The 26,146-nt window shown below is 63.3% G+C and carries 26 protein-coding genes; 10 read left to right on the forward strand and 16 right to left on the reverse strand.

Annotation, left to right across the window (positions count from 1 at the left end; genetic code table 11):
• Window positions 1–137: 137 nt before the first annotated feature.
• The 8 genes from NKH37_RS06535 to NKH37_RS06570 form a co-directional block, all read right to left on the reverse strand.
• On the reverse strand, window positions 138–1,262 hold the full coding sequence (locus NKH37_RS06535; RefSeq protein ID WP_353004825.1) for a DUF2333 family protein: 1,125 nt from the start codon (window positions 1,260–1,262) through the stop codon (window positions 138–140).
• Between the two features lie 15 nt (window positions 1,263–1,277).
• Window positions 1,278–2,582: a DUF6638 family protein gene (locus tag NKH37_RS06540; RefSeq protein WP_353004827.1), complete on the reverse strand. Its 1,305-nt coding sequence runs from the start codon at window positions 2,580–2,582 to the stop codon at window positions 1,278–1,280.
• 109 nt (window positions 2,583–2,691) lie between these two features.
• Window positions 2,692–3,108 carry an endonuclease domain-containing protein gene (locus tag NKH37_RS06545; protein ID WP_084642682.1) on the reverse strand — a complete coding sequence of 139 codons (417 nt, stop codon included), beginning with the start codon at window positions 3,106–3,108 and terminating at the stop codon, window positions 2,692–2,694.
• A gap of 136 nt (window positions 3,109–3,244) precedes the next feature.
• Window positions 3,245–5,155, reverse strand: coding sequence for an AAA family ATPase (locus NKH37_RS06550; RefSeq protein ID WP_353004829.1), 1,911 nt, complete (start codon window positions 5,153–5,155; stop codon window positions 3,245–3,247).
• A gap of 24 nt (window positions 5,156–5,179) precedes the next feature.
• Window positions 5,180–6,325 (reverse strand): hypothetical protein, encoded by a 1,146-nt coding sequence (locus NKH37_RS06555; protein ID WP_353004830.1) that lies wholly within the window; start codon window positions 6,323–6,325, stop codon window positions 5,180–5,182.
• 35 nt (window positions 6,326–6,360) lie between these two features.
• Window positions 6,361–7,449, reverse strand: coding sequence for a hypothetical protein (locus NKH37_RS06560; protein ID WP_353040867.1), 1,089 nt, complete (start codon window positions 7,447–7,449; stop codon window positions 6,361–6,363).
• A 213-nt stretch (window positions 7,450–7,662) separates the two neighbouring features.
• On the reverse strand, window positions 7,663–8,052 hold the full coding sequence (locus NKH37_RS06565; protein WP_352482068.1) for a c-type cytochrome: 390 nt from the start codon (window positions 8,050–8,052) through the stop codon (window positions 7,663–7,665).
• Between the two features lie 120 nt (window positions 8,053–8,172).
• Entirely contained in the window at window positions 8,173–8,784 is a 612-nt protein-coding gene (locus NKH37_RS06570) for a thymidine kinase (protein ID WP_023719232.1), read from the reverse strand.
• Between the two features lie 93 nt (window positions 8,785–8,877).
• Here NKH37_RS06570 and NKH37_RS06575 point away from each other — a divergent pair, with 93 nt between their 5' ends.
• The 4 genes from NKH37_RS06575 to choV all read left to right on the forward strand — a co-directional run bounded on the left by NKH37_RS06575 (window position 8,878) and on the right by choV (window position 12,108).
• On the forward strand, window positions 8,878–9,006 hold the full coding sequence (locus NKH37_RS06575) for a hypothetical protein (protein WP_280940418.1): 129 nt from the start codon (window positions 8,878–8,880) through the stop codon (window positions 9,004–9,006).
• Window positions 9,007–9,021: 15 nt separating this feature from the next.
• Complete coding sequence (choX, locus tag NKH37_RS06580; protein WP_352591725.1) at window positions 9,022–9,957, forward strand: choline ABC transporter substrate-binding protein; 936 nt, start codon at window positions 9,022–9,024, stop codon at window positions 9,955–9,957.
• A 118-nt stretch (window positions 9,958–10,075) separates the two neighbouring features.
• Window positions 10,076–10,930: a choline ABC transporter permease subunit gene (choW, locus tag NKH37_RS06585; protein ID WP_023719230.1), complete on the forward strand. Its 855-nt coding sequence runs from the start codon at window positions 10,076–10,078 to the stop codon at window positions 10,928–10,930.
• Window positions 10,927–12,108, forward strand: a complete 1,182-nt coding sequence (gene choV / locus NKH37_RS06590; RefSeq protein ID WP_023719229.1) for a choline ABC transporter ATP-binding protein — start codon at window positions 10,927–10,929, stop codon at window positions 12,106–12,108. The genes choW and choV overlap by 4 nt, the downstream gene beginning before the upstream one ends.
• 235 nt (window positions 12,109–12,343) lie before the next feature.
• On the opposite strand, the gene NKH37_RS06595 is transcribed toward choV, so the two are convergent.
• Window positions 12,344–13,753: an ATP-binding protein gene (locus tag NKH37_RS06595; RefSeq protein ID WP_353004834.1), complete on the reverse strand. Its 1,410-nt coding sequence runs from the start codon at window positions 13,751–13,753 to the stop codon at window positions 12,344–12,346.
• Window positions 13,750–14,466, reverse strand: a complete 717-nt coding sequence (locus NKH37_RS06600) for a response regulator (RefSeq protein WP_023719226.1) — start codon at window positions 14,464–14,466, stop codon at window positions 13,750–13,752. Before NKH37_RS06600 ends, NKH37_RS06595 begins: the two co-directional genes overlap by 4 nt.
• A gap of 236 nt (window positions 14,467–14,702) precedes the next feature.
• Here NKH37_RS06600 and NKH37_RS06605 point away from each other — a divergent pair, with 236 nt between their 5' ends.
• The 3 genes from NKH37_RS06605 (at window position 14,703) to clpS (ending at window position 15,775) form a co-directional block, all read left to right on the forward strand.
• On the forward strand, window positions 14,703–15,047 hold the full coding sequence (locus tag NKH37_RS06605) for a hypothetical protein (protein WP_023719225.1): 345 nt from the start codon (window positions 14,703–14,705) through the stop codon (window positions 15,045–15,047).
• A 36-nt stretch (window positions 15,048–15,083) separates the two neighbouring features.
• On the forward strand, window positions 15,084–15,299 hold the full coding sequence (locus NKH37_RS06610; protein WP_023719224.1) for a hypothetical protein: 216 nt from the start codon (window positions 15,084–15,086) through the stop codon (window positions 15,297–15,299).
• 170 nt (window positions 15,300–15,469) lie between these two features.
• The gene (gene clpS, locus NKH37_RS06615) at window positions 15,470–15,775 is read left to right on the forward strand and encodes an ATP-dependent Clp protease adapter ClpS (RefSeq protein ID WP_023719223.1); all 306 of its coding nucleotides are present in this window, start codon (window positions 15,470–15,472) and stop codon (window positions 15,773–15,775) included.
• Window positions 15,776–15,815: 40 nt separating this feature from the next.
• Here clpS and NKH37_RS06620 read toward each other — a convergent pair whose 3' ends face one another.
• The 4 genes from NKH37_RS06620 to NKH37_RS06635 are packed head-to-tail and all read right to left on the reverse strand — an operon-like array spanning window position 15,816 to window position 22,644.
• Entirely contained in the window at window positions 15,816–17,903 is a 2,088-nt protein-coding gene (locus tag NKH37_RS06620; protein WP_023719222.1) for a membrane protein, read from the reverse strand.
• A gap of 3 nt (window positions 17,904–17,906) precedes the next feature.
• Window positions 17,907–20,729, reverse strand: a complete 2,823-nt coding sequence (locus tag NKH37_RS06625) for a DUF4159 domain-containing protein (RefSeq protein WP_023719221.1) — start codon at window positions 20,727–20,729, stop codon at window positions 17,907–17,909.
• Window positions 20,726–21,640 carry a DUF58 domain-containing protein gene (locus NKH37_RS06630; RefSeq protein WP_353040869.1) on the reverse strand — a complete coding sequence of 305 codons (915 nt, stop codon included), beginning with the start codon at window positions 21,638–21,640 and terminating at the stop codon, window positions 20,726–20,728. Before NKH37_RS06630 ends, NKH37_RS06625 begins: the two co-directional genes overlap by 4 nt.
• Window positions 21,640–22,644 carry an AAA family ATPase gene (locus NKH37_RS06635; protein WP_023719219.1) on the reverse strand — a complete coding sequence of 335 codons (1,005 nt, stop codon included), beginning with the start codon at window positions 22,642–22,644 and terminating at the stop codon, window positions 21,640–21,642. Before NKH37_RS06635 ends, NKH37_RS06630 begins: the two co-directional genes overlap by 1 nt.
• A gap of 145 nt (window positions 22,645–22,789) precedes the next feature.
• Here NKH37_RS06635 and NKH37_RS06640 point away from each other — a divergent pair, with 145 nt between their 5' ends.
• From NKH37_RS06640 to NKH37_RS06650, 3 genes are read left to right on the forward strand one after another with little or no spacing between them, the layout of a single operon-like run.
• On the forward strand, window positions 22,790–23,419 hold the full coding sequence (locus NKH37_RS06640; protein ID WP_023719218.1) for a DUF1285 domain-containing protein: 630 nt from the start codon (window positions 22,790–22,792) through the stop codon (window positions 23,417–23,419).
• Between the two features lie 13 nt (window positions 23,420–23,432).
• Entirely contained in the window at window positions 23,433–24,065 is a 633-nt protein-coding gene (locus tag NKH37_RS06645) for a CoA pyrophosphatase (RefSeq protein ID WP_352496081.1), read from the forward strand.
• Window positions 24,062–25,330 (forward strand): CCA tRNA nucleotidyltransferase, encoded by a 1,269-nt coding sequence (locus NKH37_RS06650; protein ID WP_352496082.1) that lies wholly within the window; start codon window positions 24,062–24,064, stop codon window positions 25,328–25,330. The genes NKH37_RS06645 and NKH37_RS06650 overlap by 4 nt, the downstream gene beginning before the upstream one ends.
• Window positions 25,331–25,333: 3 nt before the next feature.
• Here the strand turns inward: NKH37_RS06650 and NKH37_RS06655 are convergent, their stop codons facing one another.
• Window positions 25,334–25,519, reverse strand: coding sequence for a DUF1059 domain-containing protein (locus tag NKH37_RS06655; RefSeq protein WP_023679490.1), 186 nt, complete (start codon window positions 25,517–25,519; stop codon window positions 25,334–25,336).
• 286 nt (window positions 25,520–25,805) lie between these two features.
• Window positions 25,806–26,066 carry a DUF1344 domain-containing protein gene (locus NKH37_RS06660; protein WP_023679489.1) on the reverse strand — a complete coding sequence of 87 codons (261 nt, stop codon included), beginning with the start codon at window positions 26,064–26,066 and terminating at the stop codon, window positions 25,806–25,808.
• Between the last annotated feature and the right edge of the window lie 80 nt (window positions 26,067–26,146).

Raw genomic sequence — 26,146 nt, forward strand, 5'->3', positions numbered from 1 at the left:
TTTTTCGCGCCGGTCGCCGCGCCGTATAGAAGCCAGAGCAGGCGCGGTTCCGCCGTCTCAAAACAGCCGCGTAATACGCGAAAAGCGACAGAAGCAACGGCGCAAATTCACCAGCGCCGGCTGCGCGGAACGATCCGCTACTGCGTCAGCACGTTGCTGATCTCGACCATGTTCGAGCGGACCCTGAGTATGTAAAACCCCATCGTCGTCAGATGTGTCGGCAACAGCCAGCCGTCCTCGCGGCCATTGGCGATGATGAAGGGCTGGATGCGCAGCGCCGAGACGAATTGCGCGTCCATCGTATCCCACAGGTTCTGCAGGTGCTTTTCCTTGATGACGTCCTCGAAGTCGGCCTGCGCGCCCTTCATCAGCCCGTAATAGGCATAAAGCTGGCCATAGGCGAACCAGAAGCGGTCGTCGGCACGGGTGTCGAACCAGCCATTGTTGTGGTTTTCGGCACGCTCCTTGAGGATCGCCGAGGTCGAGCCGATGTCGGACGAGATGCGGTCGATATACTGCTTGAGATTGTCGGCGCGGGCATCGAACGTGGCCTGGCAGGCTGCCAGACGGGCGTTGAAGGAACGCAGCTTGCGCACCGCGTCGCGATAATAGCTCGGCGTCGGCGTCTTGGGACCAAACGGGTTCAAGCCGAAGTACCAGGTTTCCTCATCGAACTGCAGATTGCCGCGGGCGTCCTGCAGGTCGGCGTCGATCTGCGAGGTGGTGCGGACGCGGCCGAGATTGTCGGCAAGCTCGGTCGCCGTGCGCCGCACCGCCTGGTTGATGCCGCGCTGGAACGAAGCCTTGTTGTCCATGAACGGCGTGTGGTCCCAGTCGATGCCGAACAGGCCGAGCTTGTAGAGGATCATCGACGACACCCAGGCATTCTGGTTGACGTTGAAGTCGGTCAGGTCGGCCGCAACCTGGGCAATGGCTGAATTTCCGCAGGTCTTGGCCGTGTCGGTGCCGGCGCCTGCAGAGACCTGTTCACCGGCGGAGCTGTTGCGCTTTTCGAACGTGTATTTGTCGACGTAATTCGGGTCGAAATTGTTCCACCACTGGGTGGCGTAGAAGAAATTAATGTAGAGGCCGATCAGCACGACGACAGCCAGGCCGAGCACCGCCTTCAGGATCCAGCCGCGTTGCGTGTACCAGCGCCCCGCCCACAGGAACGGCCACAGGATCGCGCCGATGAGCAAGCCGATGCCGCGGCCAATCCACTGGAAAATCGGGGTGAAGAAATTCACGATCGGATCAAGCATGGCGATGTCACCCCCTCAGTCAGTCAAGCCGTAGAGGCGTGTGCGAAACGCCACCTTGTCCTTCAAATATGTGGTTTTCAGAACGTCCACAACATGCGATCGCCAAGCGTCGCTGAAGCCGTCATAATCCCTGTAGAAGCCCGGCTTGTTGAAGACGTAACGCGAGACGAAGTCCTGCGGCACGAAGTCCGAGATCAGCTGGTTGGTCAGCCAGGCGTCTTGATGGTCCGGCTTGGCGCGGATCACCAGGAAGCGCTGATGCGGAAACACATCCTCGATCTTGAGATGGCCGAGCTGGGCGATCTCGCGCTTGGCGGCGTTGAGGAAGGGAAAATTGCCGTCCCTGGTGATCAGATCGGCATGGCCGTGGATCCAGGTCTGCAGCCAGACCTTGTCGACGTCGGTCAGATTGCGGTCCGGTTCGGTGTCGCGGATCAGCGTGCGCACCACCATTTCGGCGCGATGCTCCAGATAGCCGGAGGTCTCGATCCATGAGGCGCGCGGCAGCTCGATGCGGCCGGTCGAGGCGAGGAATTTGAACACCTTGTCGGCGTCGTTGATCGACAGGTAGCTCACCTGCCATGGCCGTGAACGGCGAAAGCCGGGCGCCGACGGGTCGCTGATCACCGTCGTCACGTCCGGGTCGACGAACACATAAAGCCCGCCGAAATGGCTGGTCCAATAGGCGTTGTGGCGGAAGATAACCTGGTCCGGCACCAGCGCGTTCTCGCGGATGTCGCCGCAGATCTTGGCCAGCTCGACCATGCGGGCCAGCATGTCGTTGTCGCGCCAGGCGTCCGGCTCCTGCTTAAGCCGGTCGACCAGCTTGCCGAGCTCGGCCGCCTTGCCCAGCACGTCCTCGGCCGACAGCACCTTGAACTCGACCTGGTTGATCGACAGCAGGTCCTCGATGTCGTCGACCTTTGGAACCGAGTCCTCGATCTCGCCGTAGATCACGTCCTTGATGGTCAGCGCATCGATGGCGCGCTGGTTCTTCGACATGAACTCGTACATCAGCAGCGAGGTGTTGGAGAAAGCCGTGTGCACCACCGGCAGGTCGATCTGCGACGGCGTCAGGATGATGAAGCGGCGGTTGACCTCGTTCGGATCGAGGTAGCTGTAGTCGCCGCATTCCTCGGCGACCTGCGGCGAAAAGCCGGTACGGTCGATCTCGAAGCTTTTCAGCTTGGTCGGCTTCAGCCCGAAGGCGACCATCGCCTTGTTGTAGCGCTGGATCAGATGCGGCTCGTCGACCGTCAGCAGCCGGCCGTAGATCAGCTCGTTGTCGCGTAGCAGGTCGGGTTTCTTGGCAGGGCTCATGCGCGTAGTCCCAACGGATCTTGCGCTGGATGACCGAGCTCCAACGCTGACGCCCCCCTCTCCCCGTTCTTCACGGGGAGAGGGTAAGGGTGAGGGGCAGCGCAAACGGTCAAGGACATGTCTCTCCATAGCCTTTGGCGGCGACAAATCGAAGATCACGCGTTTCGATATGGCGTTCGAGGCGCCCTTCGATCGCAGCCACCACTGTTTCAAGGACTGCTTCCCGCTCCTTCAATACGTCTACGTTCCAAAAGCGAAGGATAGACCAGCCATCGGAGACGATGAAGCGATCTCGGATTCGATCATATTGGCTGCCGACATGCTGACTGCCATCGACTTCGACGACGAGCTGGCAGTCTCTGCAGGCGAAATCGACGAAGTAAGAGCCTATCGGCAACTGCCGTACGAATTTATGGCCGTTCAGTCTGCGGTCGCGCAACTCCAGCCAGAGCGCGGTTTCTGCATCGTTGTCGGATTGACGCAGGCGCCTTGCGCGCTTGGTTGTGTCTATTTCTGGCCCACGCATGCGCTGCCCCTCACCCTTACCTCTCCCCGTGAAGAACGGGGAGAGGGGGGCGTCAGCGTTTGAGCCACGTCTTTCAGCGTTGCTGTGGGAGCTTATGCATCGCACCGGAAACAGTGCTATCCGGTGAGAAGGAAGATCACGCATTCCACATTCCCTTCTTTTTCAACTCCTCGATCTCGCGGACGGCACGCTCCCGCAGACGGGTGTCGCGGATCATCTTGGTCACCGCCGCATCGTCGGCCTTGTCGGAATAGCGGAACTCGGAATCCGCATACCGGTTGATCTCCTGCATGACCATGTCCATCGAGAACGGCCCCCGCAGTTCCTCGATCATCGCCTTCTTGTCGTCGTAACCCTTGTGCATGAAGACTTCCGGCTTCTCGAACCATTCGTCCGGCAACTCGATATCCATGGCGCGCATCTTGATCGCGTCGGTGACGTTCTTGATGGCGCGGCCGGTGAAGCGCGGCTCGGCATCCTTGATCATGTGCAGATAGGTGCCGATATCGGCCATCGACTTCGGCGCGCTGTTCTCCTTCATGTAGCGCTCGTAGACCTTCATCAGCCCGTCTTCCTGCGGTTTCTCATGCTCTTCATAAGCCTCCATCACCGCGCGCTGGATTTCCTGGGCTGCGTAGAGCTTGTGGTCGCCGAGCGGGATCTTGTGGTTCTTGCCGGCCAGCAGGACGAAGATGTCGATGTAATCGTCGCGGGTCTGCGGACCGTCGACCAGCCAGCGTGCGCCGGCGCGCTGGCGCAGTGCGTCGTCGACGTTTTCGGGATAGTTGGAAAACATGCCGAACGAGCAATTACCGCGCACCACGGTTGCCGCGCCGGCAAATGCGTCCATCAGCACACCGGTGATTTCCTGCTGGCCGGCCGAGGCGCGGTCGTCTGAGCGGCGTGCGGCGACCTGGTCGATATCGTCGATGGTGCCGAAGCCGATGACGCGCGGGTTCAGCACATTGTTGATGAACTGGCGGCAGTTCTGGCCGGACTTGCCCTGGTAGGAGGAGATCTGGTCGACGCCGAAATTTTCGTAGGCGAAGGGATAGCCGGCGACTTGGCAGTAGCCGTTGAGAAGGCCGGCGATCATCTGGATCAGCGTCGTCTTGCCGGTGCCGGGCGCGCCGTCGCCGATAAACGTGAACAGGAAGCCGCCAAGCTCGACGAATGGGTTCAGCTCGCGCTCGAAGTCGTACGCCATCAGCATCTTGGCGAGCTTTACCGACTGGTACTTGGCGATGTGGTTGCCGACGACCTCTTCCGGTTTCTTGAAGGTCATCACCAGCGGTTTTGCCCGCTTGCCAGGGGCGACGTCGAAACCATCGAGGGTAAAATCGTCGACGTCGATGCGGATATGGGCGTTCTCGAACGGGCCGATGCCGTCGAAGCGGCCCTTTCGCGCCAACAGCCCGTCGATGGCTACGCGGGCAAAGGCGCGGGCGCGGGTCATCAGGTCGGCGTCGTCCTTCGAACCTGCTATCGCCCTGTCGAGCCCGGCCACGATCGACTTCACCGCATCCTGCGGGGTGTCGAACAGAAAGTCCGGCTCGGGCGTGTCGTTCGGCGCCTCGCCGTCGCTGTCGATCAGCTGGAACAAATAGGAGGCGAGGCTGAACGCGGAGATGTAGGCAGAGGCCGACAGCAGCTTCTTGAAGGTGGCAGCTTCGTCGCCTTCGAGCGGCGCGCGGGCGTTTTTCGCCTGCAGGCTTTCGAGGTCCGAGCCTTCGGCGAAGACATCCGATATGGCCAGCGCTATTGCCGCCCCGCGCCGAGCGCGAAACAACAGCATGTGCTGCGGTATGGTCAGCAATTGGTCGTCGGGATGGACGGCGGCGACGGTTTTGGCGAGCTCGACCTCGCGCGTGCGGCGAACCGAGCCGACCGAGACGGTCGAGACGAAGCGGCGGTTGGTGCCGGCAAGTGCTGTGCCGGACTCACGCGATGGGTCTTCCAGCACGACGATGCGGGTGATGAAACTTTGCGCAGTGGCGCGGTGCTTTTCAATTGCCGCTTCCGGGATGGTGGTCAGGCCGGTGTCCATGGAAGATGCTCCGCGATTTGACGGTCAGACGTCGCTGATGACCTGCCCTTTGGACAGGATGTGGACCTTGTAGCCCGAAAAGATCTTCTGCGCCTCGCCGGCGGCATAGAGCGCCTGATAGGCCTCGTGCGGGATCAGCGCATGGTTCTCATAGCTCGACACGCCCTGGCGCGCCGCCTCGAGATCGTCGGTATTGATGAAGAATTCCTGCGTCGTCTTTTCGCTCGAGAACAGCCCCTTGCGGCCTGGCTTCTCTGCCTTGGAAAAGACCTCCTGGATGGTCCAGGTCAGCAGCCAGGCGTTTTCCGGCTTGCGCACCTTGGCCAGCACTTCGCTTACCGTCGAATTGTTGTCGGTAATCCCTGCAGAATAGAACGGGCCGAGCACGACGCGACGCAGCTGCTTGGGATGCAGCGGTTCGAAATCCTTGTCGAGGTTGACCGCGATGGTCGCCGGCGACAGCGTGTAGGCGGAATTCTTCTCGGCGAAATCGTCGAAACGGTGGGCGAGCTCGGGATTGAGCAAGCCGTCGACCGGCAGCGGAATGTCGACCCTCTCATTAAGCTTGCCGCCGGAGTCGACCAGCTGCCGGATCATGTCGTCGGAGGAATCCTCGACCGTCAGCATATAGACCAGCGGCAGGTTGGCGCTGCCGTCGAAGCAGGCCCAGTGGACCAGATAATAGGGCCGCAATGTCTTCGGATTGACCGAAACCTTGGCCGTCTGGGCCAGCGTGAACGGGCCAAAGGTGGTCTCGCTCTTGACGTCTTCGAGGTAGAGCCGCTCGGCCATCGACTTCTGCAGCGCTTCGGGGAATTCCTTGTGGCGCAGGATGAAGTCCGCCATTTCCTCGCGCAGCTCGTCGGCCAACGGGAGGTTGGCGAGGCGCGCATCGGCCTGGCGGCGGTCGTTTTCCAGCTCGAGCAGGTTCTGGAAGACCGGAAAACCGCTTTCGGCGCGCGAGATGCGGAACGTCTCGGTGAAGCCCAGCCGGTTGCGCCAACACGAGAACGACTTGTCGAGCCGCGCGATGTATTCGGCGACGATCTTGGCGACGATGCCATGCCGGTAGAGCGGCGAGCGATCGTCGCGCATGAACACTTCGAGGCCGCCAAGTGCCGCCGCGATCGCCGAGAAATAGCGCGCCGCCGCTTCGTTTTCGGGGGTCATGCTGCCAGCCCTTGGGAGCAGTGCACGTGCAGCAATTACGACTGCACGTAATTTGCCGAATTGTGCTTCTTCATCACATCGTCGAAGCGGCGGGCGAAGGCATCGTCGGCGAGCTTTTTGCGGCGCTGGATGTCGGCGGTGGCGACCATGTTCTTCTCGTGCATTTGAAGCAGATCGCCAATGTGCTTCTGCGAGGCAGCACCAATGCCGGCCATGGTCTCTTCGGCGGTGTTGTCGACCTGGCTGCCCAGCGTGTTGATCTTGTGGGCGACATCCTGTTGGGCGGCGGTCTTCAGCGAATCTTCCAGGGCCTTGTACAGCACGATGCGCTGCTCGGTATCGATGGTCAGCTTGTTGATCAGCGTCGATTGCGCCGCGATCTGGTTGTTGAGCGAATCGACGAAGGTCTGGAACATCGAGGTGTAGCGCTCCAGCGTCTGGCTTTCGGCCAGCAATTCCTGCTCCTTGGCCTGCTTCTCGTTGTATTCCGTGGCCAGTTTCGAACGCTCGCCTTCAAGCTGCGTGCGCTCCTTCTGGCTGGTCGAGGCGGCGATCTTGTTCTCGATGTCGAGCAGCATCGGGTTGAGCTCCTCGATGCGCTTCTGCACGGTCTCGAGATTGGACATGGTGGTCTTGCGGCGCTCGATCACCTGCGACAGGCTGGCCTCGGAGGTCTTGTAGCGCGTATCGAGAACCTGCTTCTGCGCCTTGAGGATGCCGACGATGGTGTCGGACTTCGCCAGCAGCTCCTGCAAATTGCCGGCCAGCGACATGTTGCGGACGCGGTCGGTGCGCATGCGCTGCTTGCGCTGGCTGGAGAAGACGCCGACGAAACTTTCCCAGCCGGTGTAGTTCTTCATGCTCTCGAATTCGGCGCCGAAGACGTTGGTGGCGTCCTCGAGGCCGATGATCAGGTCGGCGATATTGCCTTCCATCACCTTCTGCTGCTTCAGCACATCCTCGATGCGGGCATTCTCGATGTCGAAATTGGCGTCGCCGATCTTCTTGTCGGCGGTGGCGAGCGTGTCGAGCACGGCACCGGACTGCTCAATCTTGGTGCGCATGTCCTGCACGACCTGCTTGGTCTTGGCAATCTCGGCATCGAAATTCTGCAATGTCGCCATTGGGGCCTCCCGCTTCGGCATCGGTTTCGTTTCGCAAACCGCCGCGAATATATGTGCCGGGTTTGGCGAATGAAAGACGGAAGACATGGGATCACAGGAAAACAAAGAATTTCAGGAGGCGACTGCAGGATAATCAAGCCATGATTACGCTGTAACTGCCGGCCGGTCAGGCACCGCTTCGACCTCGGCTGGACTTTTGCTCGGGAGCGACGCTCAGGGCTTGGGATCGGCTTTGAGGTAGGCGATGACGTTGGCGATGTCATCGTCGCTGGTCAGGCCGGAGAAGGCCATTTTGTTACCGGGGACCTTCTGCCGGGGCGCGCGCAGGTATTCGGCAAGGTTTGTTTCGTCCCAGACCAAACCGGCGGCGCCGGCATCCTTCATCGCCTGCGAGTAACGGCTGAGATAACTGTCCGCGGTGCCGGCGGTGCGGCCGACGACACCAAGCAGATGCGGGCCGACCTTGTCGCGGTCGCTCGTTGCCTCGTGACAGACCATGCATCTGTTGAAGACCTTCTTGCCGAGAGCAGCATCGCCGTCGGCATGCGCGGCAACGATGCCGGCGATGAGGAAAGCAGTTGCAGACGAAATTACTCGAAGCATGGGAACTCCCGACGGCTCTGGCTGTGGATCAAAATAGGCGGCACGCTCAATAAAGGCGGCAATGGCGCGATTGCGGAACGAATGTCAGCCGGGAGGTCGGATGAAAGCAATAGCGCTGGTTTAGGCTTTGGTGAAGCCGATGAAATCGTCTGGGGCGGCGCGGCCCATTTCCTCTTCCCAATGGCGGCGGCAGAGCGAGACATAGACGTCCTTGCCGATCGCCACCTGTTCGCCCTGTTTGGCCACCTTGCCGTCGGCGCCGAGGCGCACCACCATCGTCGCCTTGCGGCCGCAGCGGCAGATGGTGCGCACCTCGCGCAGGTCGTCGGCGATCGCCAGCAGGGCGCGCGAGCCGGAAAACAGCTTGCCTTGGAAATCGGTGCGCAGGCCGTAGCACATGACCGGGATGTTCAGCCGGTCGGCGATGCGGGCGAGTTGCCAGACCTGCTCCTCTTCGAGGAACTGCGCCTCATCGATAAAGACACAATGGACCGTGGCGTGGTCATGATGCTCGGCGACCCGGGCGAATAGGTCGTCGCCGTCGCGGAACATCTCGGCTTCCGTCTCCAGGCCGATACGCGACGAGATCAGCCCGGTATCGCCCTTGCGATAGTGGCCGGCGATGAACAGCATCGTCGTCATGCCGCGCTCGCGGTAATTATACGAGGCCTGCAACAACATCGTCGTCTTGCCGGCATTCATCGTCGCATAGTGGAAGTACAGCTTGGCCATGCCGTCCTTTTAAGCCGAGTTGCAACAAAGCGGGGAGGGGGAGCGCCTACATTCCACCGGGAAAAGACGACTTCCATCCGGAAAGCGGCGGGCGTGTCGTTGATCGACCAGCCTGCGCCGTTGATCGTGGTTGCCTTAGTGCTTGAAACCGCAGCAGAATGGTGTTTGGCTGACGGAACAAAGGTGGAGATAAAACCGCCACTTCGCTTCACCGAGAACTGAAATGGGAGAATTTCTATGTCGCGCATGAATTCATTCGTCGCCGGTCTCGGCCTGGCGGCTTTTCTATCCACGACTGCGGCCTTCGCCGGCGATCCGGAAAGCTGCAAGGCGGTTCGTCTGTCGGATGTCGGCTGGACCGACATCCAGGCGACAACCGGTATAGCCTCGGTGCTGCTCACCGCGCTCGGCTACGAGCCGCAGGTAATCCAGCTTTCGGTGCCGGTGACGATGGCGTCGCTGAAGAACAAGGACCTCGATGTCTTCCTCGGCAACTGGATGCCGTCGATGACCAACGACATCAAGGACTACACCGCAGAAGGCTCCATCGAGACCGTGAGCGAGAATTTGAGCGGTGCCGGCTACGGCATCGTCGTGCCGACCTATGTCGCCGACGCCGGCGTCAAGACGCTGACCGATCTCGGCAAGTTCAAGGACAAGTTCGACGGCAAGATCTACGGCATCGAGGCCGGCAATGACGGCAATCGTATCATCCTCGACATGATCAAGAACCCGGCCGACAATCTCGAAGGCTTCGAGCTGGTCGAATCGTCCGAAGCCGGCATGCTCACCCAGGCCGAGCAGTCGATCAAAAACAATGAATGGATCGCCTTCCTCGGCTGGACGCCGCATCCGGTGATGGGCGCCATGAAGATCACCTATCTCGACGGCATGGGCGACACTGGCTTCGGCGCCGCCACCGTGCATACGATCGTGCGCAAGGGCTATACGACCGAGTGCCCGAACGCCGGCAAGTTCATCACCAACCTGAAGTTCAACCTGGACATGGAAGGCGAGATGATGGACGCGATCCTGAAGGGCGGCGACGCCAATACGGTCGCGACCGACTGGCTGAAGAAGCACCCGGACGCGGTTGCTCCCTGGATCGCCGGCGTCACCACCTTCGACGGCGGCGACGCGGCGGCAGCGGTGAAAACAGCGCTCGGAAGCTGACCCGACCATCTGGCATGACGAGACAAGGGGCAGCCACGGTAGAAATGGCTGCCCTTTTTCATATCCTGTGACAAGATGACCGTCCGGCAAAGGACGGCGCCGGCAGAAGAGGGGCTAGATGGATCCGATCTCCAAATTCCTGGTCAGCTACAAGATCCCCATAGGCGCGTGGGGGAAGGCGTTTTTCGGCTTTCTCACCGACAATTTCGACACCGTCTTCAGGGCTTTCTCCAACAGCCTCAACTTCCTGCTCGATGGCATCGTCGACGGGTTGCTGTTGCTGCCGCCGGTTCTGCTGATCGCCCTGATCGCTTTGCTCGCCTATTTCCTGCAGCGTTCGAAAGGCCTTGCTTTGGCGGTGTTCATCGGGTTGCTGTTCATCCTCAACCAGAACCTGTGGAAGCAGACAGTGGAGACGCTGGTGCTGGTCGTTGCCGCCGCCGCCGTCTCGATGGCCATTGGCGTGCCGCTCGGCATCTGGGCCGCGCACAAGCCGAAGATCTATCGCGTCATGCTGCCGGTGCTCGACCTGATGCAGACGCTGCCGACCTTCGTCTACCTGATCCCGGTGCTGACCCTGTTCGGCCTCGGCAACGCGCCCGGCCTGATCGTCACCATCATCTTCGTCATCCCGACCTCGGTTCGGCTCACCCATCTCGGCGTCACCTCGGTGCCGAAATCGATCGTCGAGGCGGGCGAAGCGTTCGGCGCCACCAAGCGCCAGCTGCTGTGGAAGGTCGAGCTGCCTTCGGCACTGCCGACCATCATGGCTGGGCTGACCCAATCGATCATGTTGTCGCTGTCGATGGTGGTGTTCGCCGCCCTGATCGGCGCCGGCGGCCTCGGCACAGAGATCAACCGGGCGCTCGGGTCGCGCCGGATCGACCTCGGGCTTGAGGCAGGTCTGGCCATCGTCGTGCTCGCCATCGTGCTTGATCGAATGACGCGCATCGGCGTGGGAGGCAAGAAATGACCGTCGCCGTCGATTTCAGGAATGTCGACATCGTCTTTGGCGCCGACCAGGCCGGTTCGCTGGCGCTGATCGACAGCGGCGCCACCCGTGCCGAGATCCTCGAACAGACCGGTAACGTGCTGGGCTGTGCCGGTGCCAGCCTCACCGTGCACGAGGGTGAGATTTCGGTGCTGATGGGCCTGTCCGGCTCCGGCAAATCGACGCTGCTCAGAGCCGTCAACCGGCTGAACGTCGTCTCGCGCGGCCAGGTGCTGGTCAAGGACGGCGATGGTACGGTCGACGTCGTCACCTGCGACGAGGCGACGCTTCGGCGGTTGCGGCAAAAGCAGGTGGCAATGGTGTTCCAGCAGTTCGGCCTGCTGCCTTGGCGCACAGTGGAGGAAAATGTCGGCCTTGGCCTCGAGCTCGCCGGCGTACCGGAAGCCGAGCGCAAGGAGCGGGTGAGCAAACAGCTGAAGCTGGTTCATCTCGACCAGTGGTCGAAGAAATACGCGCATGAGCTTTCCGGCGGCATGCAGCAGCGCGTCGGCCTGGCGCGCGCCTTCGCCACCGAGGCGCCGATCCTGCTGATGGACGAGCCGTTCTCGGCGCTCGATCCGCTGATCCGGACCAAGCTGCAGGACGAGCTGCTGCAGCTTCAGGCCGAACTGAAGAAGACCATCATCTTCGTCAGCCACGACCTCGAGGAGGCGCTGAAGATCGGCACCCACATCACCATCATGGAGGGCGGGCGCATCGTGCAGACCGGTGCGCCGGAAGACATCGTGCTGCGGCCTGCCAACGACTATGTCCGCGACTTCATCGCCAATGTGAACCCGCTCTCGGTGCTGACCGCCTGGAACGTCATGCGCGACCGCCGCGACCTCGAACATGGCGAAAACGGCTGGGTGTGGCTCGACCGCCGCAAGACGACGCGCTTCAAGATCGACGAGCATGGGCTGGTGGCGGCGGCCGAGCGCGACGGCAAGCCGGCGGTGTGGGTCTCCTGCGCCGACGTCGAGGCTCAGCCGGAGGAGACGGCGCAGGTGTTCTGGGCCAATCCCGGCACCTCGCTGAAGACGGTGATGCTGGCCATGCATCGCTCACAGACAGCACCCGTGGCGCTATTCGACGACCAATCGCGCTTCGTCGGCGCCATCGGCGTCAGGGATGTGCTGAGCGCGGTGTTGCGGCGGTAGTTTTTCTCCTTGGGGAGAGAACCAAGACCAACGCCGAGTTCTGTCGCGCCCCCCTCTGTCCTGCCGGACATCTCCCCCACTTGGGGGAGATCGGCGGTTTCGCAGACGGCTCTCACACTCCAACGTTTGTAGTTGGCGAAATCGGCGACGACAGCCAATCTCCCACCTGTGGGGGAGATGTCCGGCAGGACAGAGGGGGGCGCGAAGGAACGCCAGCTTAGCCCGATACCGCAAGCTAAACCGCCAGCGGCAGGCGCAGCTCCGTCAACAGGCCGCCATCGGGATGGTTGGACAGGCTGACTTCGCCGCCGGCGCCGCGGGCGATATTGCGGGCTATGGTCAGGCCGAGGCCGAGGCCGCCGGTCTGGCGGTTGCGCGACTGGTCCAGGCGTACGAACGAGCCGAACACGGCGTCGAGCTCGGCCTGCGGTATGCCCGGCCCCTCGTCGCGGATCGCCAGCGCGATGATCCTGTCCGATTGGCGCAGGTTGAGATGCGCCTTCTTGCCATAGGTCACCGCGTTCTGGACGAGATTGGTGACGCAGCGCCGGAGCGCGACTGGGCGCGCTATGCAGATCAGGCCGCGCGAGCGCGCATCGTCATTGTCGAACGAGACCTCTTCGAAGCCGTCGGCGACCGATTCGACGAGCGACCAGAAATCGATCCTCTCGCTCTTCTCCTCGGTCACCTCGAAAGTGGCGAAGTCGATGACCGAGCTGGCAATGCCTTCGATGTCGGCGAGGTCGTGCCCCAGTGCGGCGCGAATGGTCGAATTCCTGAGCAGTTCGAGGCGCAGCCGCATCCTGGTCAGTGGCGTGCGCAGGTCGTGCGCGAGCGCCGCAGCGAGGTGCTCGCGGTCCTCGACATAGGCGCGCAGCCTTGCCTGCATGGCATTGACCGCCTTCGCCGCGGTACGCACCTCGCGGCTGCCGCTCTCGGCGATCGGCGGGCTCTTCAGGTCCTCGCCGATCCGCTTCACCGCGGTCTCCATCATCCGGTAGGGCGCCGTCAGCCGGCGCAGCGACCAGATCGAGGAAGCCACCACCAGCCCGGCGATCAAGGCATAGAGCGGCAGGCTATCGAAGCTCAGTATCGGCCCGGCCGGCGTGTTCGGTTCGGTGAAGTTCAGCCATTGGCCGTCGGCAAAGCGAAGCGAAGCGGTCAGCTTGTCGCTCTGGGCGAAATCGGCGGCCAGCACCAGCAGGTCGCGCTCGACCTGGCCAACATCGGGACCGGCGACCGTCCCACCGGGAGCGTCGGCTTCGTGCGTTGCCGGGTCGCGGCGGACCCGCGCGTCGGTGATGCCGAACTTCGATAGCCGACCGACCAATATGTCCTCCAATTCGGCCAGCTCGTCGTCGCCGGCTATCGACGAAGTGACGGCGGGCGTGCCGGAGACGGTGAGTGCGTAAGTGGCGTTGAACAGGCCGGAGGCCGTCGCCTTGCGCTGTTCCGGCGTAGCATCATGCATCAGCTGTACCAGCGAGAAGGCGCGGTCGTTGAGCCGGTAGAGATCGACGACGTCATTGGCGGCGGCACGGTCGCGCGAAACGATGTAGAGGGTCGCGATCTGGCTGATCAGCAGGCCGGCGATGACGATGAGCAGCACCCAGGCCGGCAGCGTTTGCGGCAGAATGCGTCTCATTCGGAGGTCGTCTCAGGCAGGAACTGATAGCCGCCGCTGCGCACCGTCAGGATCAGCTTCGGCGTTTTCGGGTCGTCCTCCATCTTGCGCCGCAGCCGGCTGACCAGAATGTCGACGCTGCGGTCGAAGCTGTAGCCGCTGTCGCCGCCGGACAGCTCGATGAGCTGCTCGCGGCTCAGTACGCGTTGCGCGCTCTTGACGAAGGTCTGCAGGAGATTGAATTCGGCCATCGTTAGCTCGATCCTGACGTCGCCGGGCGCCATCAACCGGCGGCGCGAACAGTCCATCGTCCAGCCGGCGAAATGGTAGATCTGCCGCGAAGCGGCACGTCGCGGTTCGGCGGTGCCATTACGCCTCAAGACGGCACGAATGCGTGCGAGCAGCTCGCGCGGATCGAAGGGTTTCGGCACGTAGTCGTCGGCGCCCATCTCCAGGCCGACGACGCGGTCGGTGGTCTCGGTGACCGCGGTCAGCATGATGATCGGTGTCGAATAATTGGCGCGCAACTCGCGGCAGAGCTCCAGGCCGCTCTTGCCGGGCAGCATGACGTCCAGAACGATCAGGTCGACCTGGGCGCGGCGCAGCACGGTCTCCATCTCGGTGCCGTCGGCGGCGACCGATGTATGCAGCCCTCGCTTCTGGAAAAATTCCTGAAGCAGGTCGCGAATGCCCTTGTCGTCGTCGACGATCAGTATGTGGGGGTCGGATTTCACAGGAAACCTGTCATTTGTGGATCGCCCAAGCGGTGCTTCGGCCGTCAGCCAGACGATAGAATTCAGGCCATAAGTTGGCCAGTGGAGATCGGCGGCTTGATCCGGCCGCCCAGAAACAATCCAGAAACAAAATTCTACAATCCGGAAAAACTGCCGAAAAAAATCAAAGGCATAAGTGGTGCCGTGGCGGTCGGGTCATCGGCTGCGACACGCGTTACGGGATTACGGACAGACCAATGCAAAGGTTCTCGATCAGTCTGATGGGTGCGTTGCTTTCCATTTCGCTCGTCACGGCTGCGGTCGAACATGCCGATGCAAAGCTGGCCGATGCAAAGGCGGCCAATTCAAAGGCGGCCGATGCAAAGGTGGCGACCACCCGCAGCGAGCGTTGCATCGATCTGAACCGCCAGTTTGACGAAGCCCTCGAAACCCATGCCGCGGCAACGCAGGTCACCGCGGCGAAAGCACTTCAAAGAAAGGGAAACCGGTTCTGCGCCAACAAGAAACAGGCACAGGGAATCCGGATGCTCGCGAACGCTTTGAAGCTGCTTGGAGTGACACCGATCGATCCCGTTCAGTGACACTCAATCCGATCTGCACAAAAAGGAAGTGAAGCCATGAAAAAGTCCCTCCTCTCCGCCCTCGGTCTCGCCATCGCGCTGGCCCTCTCGATGCCGGTTCTCGGCGCCAGCAGCGCCAATGCCGCGACCACCACCCCGGCTGCGACGACAACGACGACCGCTGCGCCGGCCAAGGCCGTGAAGAAGGTCGCTGCCAAGAAGACCGTCAAGAAGCACAAGAAGCACGCGGTCAAGGCAGCTCCGAAGGCCTGATCAAGCGACATCTTCTGCCGTATGAGAAGACCGCTCCAGTTGCGATTTGCCTGGAGCGGTCATCTTTGTTGGCGTGCAGACACTACGGCCGATCGCGCGCGGTTGAATGGACGACCGCTTTTGCCCATGTCAAAATGACCGCAAAGCTGTCGTACGCAATTGCCGGTCCAATGCCTGAAATCACGACAAAACCCCGTACCAGCACGAAGCCGAAGGTCGAACGGCCGAAGCTCTACAAGGTCATCCTGGTCAATGACGACTTCACGCCGCGCGAATTCGTCGTGACGGTGCTCAAGGCCGAGTTCAAGCTCAGTGAAGACCAGGCACATAGGGTTATGATCACCGCTCACCGGCGCGGCGTCTGTGTCGTCGCCGTCTTCACCAGGGATGTCGCCGAGACCAAGGCGGCGCGGGCAACCGATGCCGGCAAGGCTAAGGGCTACCCGCTGATGTTCACGACGGAGCCGGAGGAATAGACCTCCTCCCTCGCCCCGTTTGCAGGGAGAGAGAAGGGAACTACCGTCCTTCGCGGTACCACATCGAGCCCATCGCCAGAAGCAGCAGGCCGAGGCCGAGGAAGCCGCCGAACAGCGGCACGCGCGAGACGGCCTTGAGCACGCTGTCGTCGGTGGTGCGCAGGCCGATCCAGTCGTTGCCGGAGGCAGCGCCCGAGGCACGAACCGGGACGATGGAGGGCAGCGTGACAGTGCTGGTGAGATTGCCAATCGCCGAGGCCGGCGCCAGTCGGCGAACGCTGCCGCCGGTTGCCTCAGCCGGCGGTTTCAGCCGGTTCTCGGTGGAGACGACGTCGGTGAATTCCGGCGCGTTGACAGGCCCGACATGGGCCAATGCCGTCAGGTCGCCATTGCCGACCTGATAGAGACCGATTTCGCTGGTCTCGACGCTGCCGAGGAAGACGCCTGGCTCGGATTTCTCGAGCCTGACGATCAGTGCCTTGCCGGACGGCGTGATGACCTGCGCCGGGCCGGGGTCGTCGCTCATCGTCTGGCGGCGAATTTCAAGCACCATGCCGCGGCCGTCGGCGGTCAGCCGCTCCTCCTCGAGTTCGGGCTCCTTCATCAGCCAGTGGGCGATGCGTCGGTAGAGCTGGACATGCGGGCCGCCGCCCTCGAAGCCGCGCGCCCATAGCCAGCCCTGATCGGACAAAAGCATGCCGACGCGGCCTTCGCCCTTGCGGTCGAGCAGCAGCAGCGGCCGGTTGTCGGCGCCCTTCATCACCACCTCGCCCTCGGGGTTCTCGACGCCGATGGTGCGGAACCAGCGGCTCCAGTGCGGCGGCTCGGTTGCGGAGCCGTCGAGCCCGCGCGTGACCGGATGGCGCTGGCCGGTATCGGTGAGACGTGGGTAGAAGGCCTTGTCGATGACCTCGCCGGTCGGCATTGCCGGCAGCGCCGACATCAGCGGCGTGCGGGCGATCGAGCTTTCGCCGGCATATTCGGGGCCTGCCGCGATTAGCAGCGCGCCGCCTTTTTCGACATATTCGGAAATGTAGTCGTAATAGAGGATCGGCAGCACGTCGCGGTGCTGATAGCGGTCGAAGATGATCAGGTCGAAATCCTTGATCTTCTCGACGAACAGCTCGCGTGTCGGGAAGGCGATCAGCGACAACTCGTTGATCGGCGTGCCGTCCTGCTTTTCCGGTGGGCGCAGGATGGTGAAGTGCACGAGGTCGACCGAAGCGTCGGATTTCAGCAAATTGCGCCAGGTGCGCTCGCCGGCATGTGGTTCGCCGGACACGAGCAGCACGCGCAGATTTTCGCGGATGCCGTCGATCAGCGCGATGGCGCGGTTGTTGGTATCGGTGAGTTCGCCCGGTTCGTGGTCGATGGCGAGTTCGACGATGTTGCGCCCGGCGCTGGGAATGGTCACCTGCAGCGGCATCGCCTGGCCGATGTTGGCGTGCTCGACCGATACCTGCTCGCCGTTGACCGATACGCGGACATCGACCGGGCCGGTTTCGTTGTTGGTGGCGATGACGCGATAGGTCATGTCGAGCGGCTTGCCGACGAGGCCGAAGCGCGGCGCATTCTCGAAGCGGATGCGACGGTCCTTTTCATGGTCGTTGCCGGTAATCAGCGCATGCAGAGGGGCATTGAAGTCGGGTGCGCCAAGCGGCGCGTCATGCACCTCGCCGTCGGTGATCATGATGGCGCCGCCAATGCGCGACGGCGGCACGTCTCGGAAAGCATTTTCGAGCGAGGAAAACAACCGCGTCTCGGTGCGCTCGTCGGCGGCTTCGGACTTGCCGGCTTCGACGACACGGACGTCGAACTGCTTGAAGCGGCCGAGACGCTGCTGAAGCCCGGCCAAGGCCGCGTCGGTCTGCTTGGTGCGGTCGCCTATATCCTGGCTCTGGCTGCGATCGACGACGACGGCGACGATACTTTTCAGCGGCTCGCGCTCTTCGTCGAGGAATACCGGATTGAGCAACGCCGCAGCCAGCGCAATCAGGGCTGCCAGGCGGAAGATCGCGCCGCGCTGGCGAAACCAAAGGCCGACCAGCGCCAGCAGCAGCAGCGGCAACAGAACCACGGCGAGCAGCGGCCAAGTGATGAGCGGTTCGAAGGCGAGCGACCAATTCATGGTCTATTGCCCCAGCCGTTCGAGCAGCACCGGGACGTGCACCTGGTCGGATTTGTAGTTGCCGGTCAGCATGTACATCATGATGTTGACGCCGGCGCGCAGCGCATAGATGCGCTGCATCGGATCCGACGGCACGGTCGGCAATAGCGGGTCGCCATTCTCGTCGACCGCCCAGGCGCCGGCGAAATCATTGGCGGTGATCATGATCGGGGAAACGCCGTCGCCGGTGCGCACCGGGCGGTGCTCGGTGTTGCTGGCTTCGAGCGATGCCTCGACCCAAAGCGGGCTGCCGGCAAAGCGGCCGGGAAACTCTGGAAGGATGTAGAAGGATTTGGTCAGCACGTGGTCCGAAGGCACCGGTTCCAGCGGTGGCACGTTGAGGTTGCCGAGGATGTCGCGCAGCCGCTCCGTTGCGGGGCTGGTCGAATCCGCACCAATGCCGTTGGCGAACTGGTCGCGGGTGTCGAACAAGACCGTTCCGCCCTGCTGCATATAGGCGTCGATACGGGCGATGGCGGCCTCGCTCGGCATCGGGGCGGCGGGATCGATCGGCCAGTAGATCAGCGGGTAGAAGGACAGTTCGTCCTTCGAGATGTCGACGCCGGCCGGTGCTCCGGGTTCGAGCGCGGTTTTTTCGATGAGAAAGCGGGTCAGGCCTTCGAGCCCGGCGCGGCTGATCGAGTCGACACCCGGCTCGCCGGTCAGCACATAGGCGATCCGGGTCTTTGAAATGTCCCCGATCGCCTCCGTATCTCCCGGTTTGGCGTCGTCGGCACGCGCGACGTCCGCGTGGCCAATCAAGGCGCCGAGCGCAATCAGCAGGACGGCTGCCGTCGCCGCAGCACCGGGACGGCGCGGGCGGCGCGACAACAGGCCGCCCATCCAGAATACGGCAAGCGTGTCGAGCACCATCAGCACCAGGGTGGCCGTGACAAGCGGACCTTTGAGGTTGCGCTGCTCGTCGAAGGCATACTGGACGGTGGTGACCGGCACGGTGATCTCAGGCCGGGCCAGCGGCGTGAATGCGCTGTCGCCACCGAGCAGATTGTGAGCGAATACCCCCGTCTCGGAGCCGTAGAGGCCGGGCGGGTTTTCCAGCGTCACCGGCAGCGGGCCGGCGCCGGGCACCAGCGGCCTGGCGTCCGGCGTCGGCGGCACCAGCGTGCCGTCGGCGGCGATCATGCGATAAGGTGCCAGCGACGTGGCGGCGGCTTCGGCATTGGCGACCGCCGCTCCCTGGTTGCGCGACAGTTGCACGATGCGCCGCAGCATCTCGACGAAGCTGCCGGAGATCGGCAGGTTGGACCATGTCGCCTCGGGGGTGACGTGGAACAGCACGAGCGTACCCTTGTCCTTCTTCATCCCGGTCACCAGCGGCGTACCGTCGGCAAGGGTGGCCCAGGTGCGCTCGACGATATCGGGCGTCGGTTCGGCCAGCACCTGCCTGGTGACGGTGACCTCGGTGGGCGGCGCGAGGTCGGCGAAGGGGCCGGTTTTCGGGAATTCGGTGACCGGCTGCGGCGCCGTCCATGACAGCGCGCCGCCCAGCGAGCGCTCGCCTGTGCGGAGCCGGACCGGCAGCAGGTCGTCGTCATTGCCGGCAGCGGCGAGCCGCGAACCGGCAAAACGCACCAGCGTGCCGCCCTTGTCGACCCAGTCGACCAGCCTTTCCCGGGCCTGTTCCGGAATGGTGCCGACATCGGCCATGACGATCATCGCCGGTTTCTGATCGAGCAGTTGCGGGATGGCATCGGCGAGATCGACGCTGGACGGCTCGACGAGATCGGCGAAGGGCTGCAGGGCGCGGCGGATGTAGTAGAGCGGCGACAGCAGCGGTTGCGCCTGGTCGGCCTCGGCCTGCGACAGCAGCCCGACGCGGCGGCGTTTCGAGCTCTCATCGAGCACGCGGACGGCACCGGCCTGGCGTTCGCCATCGAGCGCGATGTAGGCGAAGTCGTTGCGGAGTTCGAACGGCACCGCCATCGTGGCGGTGGCGGTGGTTATGCCCGGGGCAAAGGTCAGCGTCGCGTCGGCGATGCGGCGGCCCTTGTCGTCGAAGGCGCCGGCCGTCACCTGTGCAGGTGCCGGATCGCCCGGTGCGCGGATGGCGGTCAGGGCGAAGCCGTCGACCTGGTTATCGGCGCCGGTCAGGCCGGTCAGCGACAGTCGGTCGGAGACGGCCCAGACGACGCGTGCTGCGTTCTTCGACAACAGCGTGTTGAAGGCGGCTTCGTCGCCTTGCGCCGCCAGGCCATCGGCGAGCACGGCAACGCTGGTGCCCGGCAGCGACTCCAGGGCTGATGCGACGCGGGCATAGACGGCGGGGCGGTCGGTCGGGATCGGGCGCGGCTTTGCCGCGCGCAGCCGGTTGAGCGCGGCAGCGGCATCGAAGGGACCGATCTCGGCATTCGGCTTCTCGGCGGTGAAAGCGATGAGCACCGGCACACCGTTCGAATTGGCATCGGCGATCAGCCGCTCGGCGGTGGCGACGCGCTTACCCCAGTCGGCGGCACTTGCCCAGTCATTGTCGATCACCAGCGCCAGGGCAGCGCCCTCGGCCGGCAGCTTTTCGCGCGGGTTGAAGACGGGCTCGGCAAGTGCTGCCACGATAAGCGCGGCCATCAGCAGCCTGAGCAACGTCAGCCACCACGGGCTCTGCTGCGGCGTTTCTTCGCGCCTCAGCACGCGGGCGAGAATCCTGAGCGGCGGAAACACCTCGGTTTGCGGCCTGGGCGGGGTCAGCCGCAGAAGCCACCAGATCACCGGCAGCGCCAGCAGGCCCCACAGCACCATCGGCGCCCCGAAGGAGAGCGGCAGCCAACTCATGCGCGAGCCCTCCCGGCAAAGGCGCCCTCGGCGGTCATCGCCATGTGGATGCGCACCAGCGCCTCGGAGGCAAGGCGGTCGGTATGATTGACGGTAAAGCTCCAGCCAAGCCGTTTGCACCACGCGGCCAGTTCCTGGCGGCGGGCGGCATAAAGCAGGCGATATTCTTCGCCCAGCATTTCGGCGCGGCCGGCGGTCAGCTTGTCGCCGGTCTCAGGATCGGTGAATTCGGTGCGCCCCGCATAGGGGAAGCTTTCCTCGGCCGGATCGGCGACCTCGATCAGATGGGCGCGCACGCCGTGGCGGGCGAGCACGTCCAGCCAGGCTATGGTGTCCTCAACCGGGTCGAGGAAATCGCTGACGATGACGATGTCGCAGAAGCGGCGGATGCCGGACAGGTCGGGCTTTGCCGGCAGGTCGGCGGCGTGCATCAGTTGCGCCGCGATGCGCTCGGCGCCATTGCGGGCGGTGAACGGGTCGGTCAGGCCCGGCCAGGCAATGCGCTCGCCGCTGCGCGACAAAAGCTCGGCCATGGCCAGCGCCAGCACCAGAGCGCGCGACTCCTTGGAAACGCTGGCTCCGGTCGATTTGTAGAGCATGGAAAGCGAGGGGTCGGCCCACAGCCACACCGTATGGGCGGCCTCCCATTCGCGGTCGCGGACATAGGTGTGGTCGTCGCGCGCCGAGCGGCGCCAGTCGATGCGCGAGGAATCGCCTTCGACATAGGGCCGGAACTGCCAAAAATTCTCGCCGATGCCGCGCTTGCGACGGCCATGCCAGCCGGCAATCACCGTGTTGACGATGCGGCGCGCCTCGACCAGCAGGTCCGGCACCAGGGAAGCCCGCAACCGGCCTCTGGCGAGCGCATCGCGCGTCGCTGTCGGTGCCTGCGCTTCACCGATGCGCGCCATCAAATCCCTTTCGCGAGCTTCGCCACGACGTCGCGTACCGTGGTGCCCTCGGCGCGGGCGGCGAAGGTCAGCGCCATGCGGTGCTGCAGCACCGGCTCGGCCAGTGCGCGGACATCGTCGACCGACGGCGCCAGCCGGCCGTCATAGAGGGCGCGGGCGCGGGCGCACAGCGTCAGCGCCTGACTGGCGCGCGGGCCCGGGCCCCAGGCGACGTGCTTGTCGGTATCGGCGTTGCCCTGGCCGGGACGCGCCGAGCGCACCAGCTTGAGGATCGCCTCGACGACGCTTTCAGGCACCGGCATGCGGCGGATGAGCGTCTGGATGTCCTTCAGCCGCGTCGGCTGCAGCACGTTTTCGGCCTTGGCATCCTCGATGCCGGTGGTTTCCAGCAGGATGCGGCGCTCCGCCTCGATCTCGGGGTAAAGGATGTCGACCTGCATCAGGAAGCGGTCGAGCTGAGCCTCGGGCAGCGGATAGGTGCCCTCCTGCTCCAGCGGGTTCTGCGTCGCCAGAACATGGAACGGCGCCGGCAGGTCATGGCGCACGCCGGCAATGGTGACGTGGTATTCCTGCATCGACTGCAGCAGCGCCGACTGGGTGCGCGGCGAGGCGCGGTTGATCTCGTCGGCCATCAGCAGTTGCGCGAAGATCGGTCCGGAAATGAAGCGGAACGAACGCTTGCCGAATTCATCCTGCTCCATCACCTCTGAGCCGAGAATGTCGGATGGCATCAGGTCGGGCGTGAACTGGATGCGGCGCGAATCGAGGCCGAGCACGATGCCCAGCGTTTCGACCAGCTTGGTCTTGGCAAGGCCGGGCACCCCGACCAGCAGTGCATGGCCGCCTGCCAGCAATGCGACGAGCGTGCGCTCGACGACGCTTTCCTGGCCGAAGATGACCCGGCCGACGCCGTCGCGGACCCTCGAAATGTCAGCCAGCGCCTTCTCGGCCTGCGCCACCATGTCCTTTTCGCTGATCGGGCTTTCCTTGATCATAACGCTCATGCAGCATCGATCCTTCTGGTTGGAAATACCGCTTGGCACCTTGGGGGCCGCAGAATGCCGCGATTCGGCCTCGCATGGCGCCTGCAAAGAACTTAAATCACAGACTTAGGCTGACAAGCGGAACAACAGTGACTATTTCGTGACCATGACAGAAGCCGCCGAGCATCGTGAAGAGAGCCTGACGGCCGCGACCGAGGCGCGTGGGCTAGAGGCGCTGGTCTCGCGCGCGACGCGCGCCGGCAAGGGGCCGGCGCCGGTGGAACGCTGGAATCCGGCATTTTGCGGCGATCTCGACATGGAGATCAAGCAGGACGGCACCTGGTTCTATCTGGGAACGCCGATCGGCCGGATGCCGCTGGTGCAGCTTTTCTCCTCGGTGCTGCGCAAGGACGACGACGGCAAGACCTATCTGGTGACGCCGGTGGAAAAGGTCGGCATCCGCGTCGCCGACGCGCCCTTCATCGCCGTCGAGATGGATGTGTCGGGCGCCGGCGACGGGCAAATCATCACCTTTCGTACCAATGTCGGCGATGTGGTCGAGGCTGGGGCGGAGCATCCGCTGCGATTCGTCGACGAGGACGAGACAGGTGGCCTGAAGCCCTATGTGCTGGTGCGCGGGCGGCTGGAAGCGCTGGTGGCGCGGCCAGTGATGTACGAGCTGGTCGAGCACGGCGAAGAGATCGACATCGGCGGCAAGACGATGTTTGCCGTCCGTTCCAAAGGCGAGGTCTATCCGATCATGCCGGCTGAGAAACTGAAACGGCTGAGCGCATGATGGACCGCCTATGATGGATCAGGTGACGCCGGTGCCATTTTCCGCCGCCGAGTTTCGCCAGCGCGTCGTGGCGCAGCCGCAGGCGCATGCCGGTGACGATTTTGGCGACCACCGCTTCAATCCGGGTCATCCCAGGCTGAAGCTGGCCAAGGCGCTGCGCGATGCCGCCGTGCTGATCCCGGTGGTCGACCATGGCCACGAGGCCACGGTCCTTTTGACCCGGCGGGCGGAAAAGCTGCGCAACCATTCAGGGCAGGTGGCTTTCCCCGGCGGAACCATCGATCCAACCGATGTGAGCCCGGAAGCGGCGGCATTGCGCGAGACGTTCGAGGAGATCGGTCTCGATGGGGATTATATCGAGATCCTCGGCCGCATGCCGGACTACGTCTCCGGCAGCGGCTATCGCATCGCCCCGGTGCTCGGGATTGTGCGGCCCGGTTTCAGCCTGACGCTGAATTCCGACGAAGTCGATGCCGTCTTCGAGGTGCCGCTGGGCTTTCTGATGGACCCCGCCAACCACACCAGGGACAGCCGCATGTGGAACGACCTCGAATGGTTCTTTTACGAGATGCCCTATGGCGGCCAGCGCATCTGGGGCGTTACTGCGGGCATCATCCGAACGCTTTATGAAAGGCTCTATTCGTGAGCGATCCGGTGTCGATCGCGGGCAAGGCCGGCTGGCTCGGCGAAAGCCACTTGCAGCGCTTGCTCGCCGCGCTGACTGACGGTGGCGAGGAGGCGCGTGTCGCCGGCGGTGCCGTGCGCAATGCGCTTATCGGACAGCCGGTTGCCGACATCGACATCGCCACCACCACAGTGCCCGAGGAAACCATCCGGCGCGCCGAGGCGGCAGGCTTCAAGACGGTGCCGACCGGCATCGAGCATGGCACCGTCACCGCGGTCGCCCACGGCAAGGCCTATGAAATCACCACGCTTCGTGCCGATATCGAAACCGACGGCCGCCGCGCCAAAGTGTCGTTCGGCCGCGACTGGAAAGCCGACGCGGAGCGGCGCGATTTCACCATCAATGCACTCTACGCCGAAGCTGACGGAACTGTCGTCGATCTGGTCGGCGGTATCGCCGATATCGAAGCGCGGCGGCTGCGCTTCATCGGCGATCCGGAAGCGCGCATCCGCGAGGATTATCTGCGCATCCTGCGTTTCTTCCGCTTTTTCGCCTGGTATGGGGACGGCAGGCCGGATGCCGAAGGGTTGAAGGCTTGCGCCCGGCTGAAGCAGGGGCTCGACCAGCTCTCGGTCGAGCGCGTCTGGTGGGAGTTGAAGAAATTGCTGTCAGCGCCAGATCCGTCGCGGGCGCTGCTGTGGATGCGCCAGGCCGGCGTTCTGACCGGCGTTTTGCCGGAAAGCGAGAAATGGGGCATTGATGCCATCCACGGGCTGACCAAGACCGAGAAGGATCTGGCCTGGGCGCCGGACCCGCTGCTCAGGCTGGAAGCCATCGTGCCGCCGGATGCCGCGCGCATGAAAACGCTTGCCGAGAGATTGAGGCTTTCCGTGAGCGAGGCAAGCCGCCTGCGGTACTGGGCGATGACAGCTGCCATCGATCCGAAAACAACCGAAGGAGAGTTGGCGAAAAAGCTCTATTCTGGCGACCGCCAAGGCTTTGTCGATCGGTTGCGGCTGTCGCTCGCTTCCGCTCGAGCCCGCGCGGTCGAAGACAATGACGCACTGCTCGAAGCCGGCGGCTTCTCGCGCCTGCTTGCCTTCGCCGCAAAATGGCAAAGCCCTGTTTTTCCGGTCAAGGGCGCCGATCTGACGACACTTGGCGCCTCACCGGGGCCGAAGCTTGGTGCAACGTTGAAGAATCTTGAAAAGGAATGGGTCGAGTCCGGTTTTGCGCTTGATCGCGGCGCGCTGCTCAAGCGCGCCGCAGAGGCACTCCAATCCTAACCATCACGCTGCGTCGCGGACCTTTTCGATGCGCGAGCGGATCGCCTCGATCATCGTCTCGCGGATCACCGTCTCGCCATGCGTCTCGCGCAGATGCTCGACGGCACGACGCATGACCTCTGCCTCCTCCTCGGCGCGTGTGTGCCACTCGCAGCCGGGTACGAGCGACCCGCAATGGAATTCCTTCATCGGCTTCTCCTCATTTCCTCCTTGGAGCGCCGCGCAGCGCACTGACACGGAAGCTCCAGACCTTTGATCTCGCGCATGATCTCGAAACCGGGTTCCGGCATTCGGGTTATACGCTGGCCAGCTAAGCATAACACGATCGAACGGTTTTGGTTGCCTTAGAGCGCCGCGCGTCCAACCCGACAAGCGGCGTTCTAGTGTACGGGTTTGCGAAAAGGCGGAGCATCGCTGCTCCGCCCTCTACGCTACCTCCGAGGCAAGACGTTGTCTTGCTCCAGCGGGCAGGCCATCACTTCACGATCTTGACTGCCTCGGCAATTTTGTCCTTGCCGCTCATATCCCACGTGACGCGGACCTTTTCGCCGACCTTCAGGCCAGGATCCTTGAAGGTCTGGGGCAACGTAAAGGTGGCTCCGTTATCCAGAACTAGGCTCATCGCCGTTCCATCAAAGCTTTTGATCGTGCCGGTGGTGTGCTTGACCGCGGCGAATGCGGCGGTACCAGAGGCGAGAACGGCAGCAGCGGCTGCGGTCATAATAAGCTTGCGCATGGCATGCTCTCCTGGAAAATGCGGGCACCTGCTTGGGAGAGGTACCCCACTTAATCATGGGCCGTCCGGTCACGTCGGGT

The sequence above is a fragment of the Mesorhizobium sp. M1217 genome (genome assembly GCF_040318275.1).
Classification (GTDB): domain Bacteria; phylum Pseudomonadota; class Alphaproteobacteria; order Rhizobiales; family Rhizobiaceae; genus Mesorhizobium.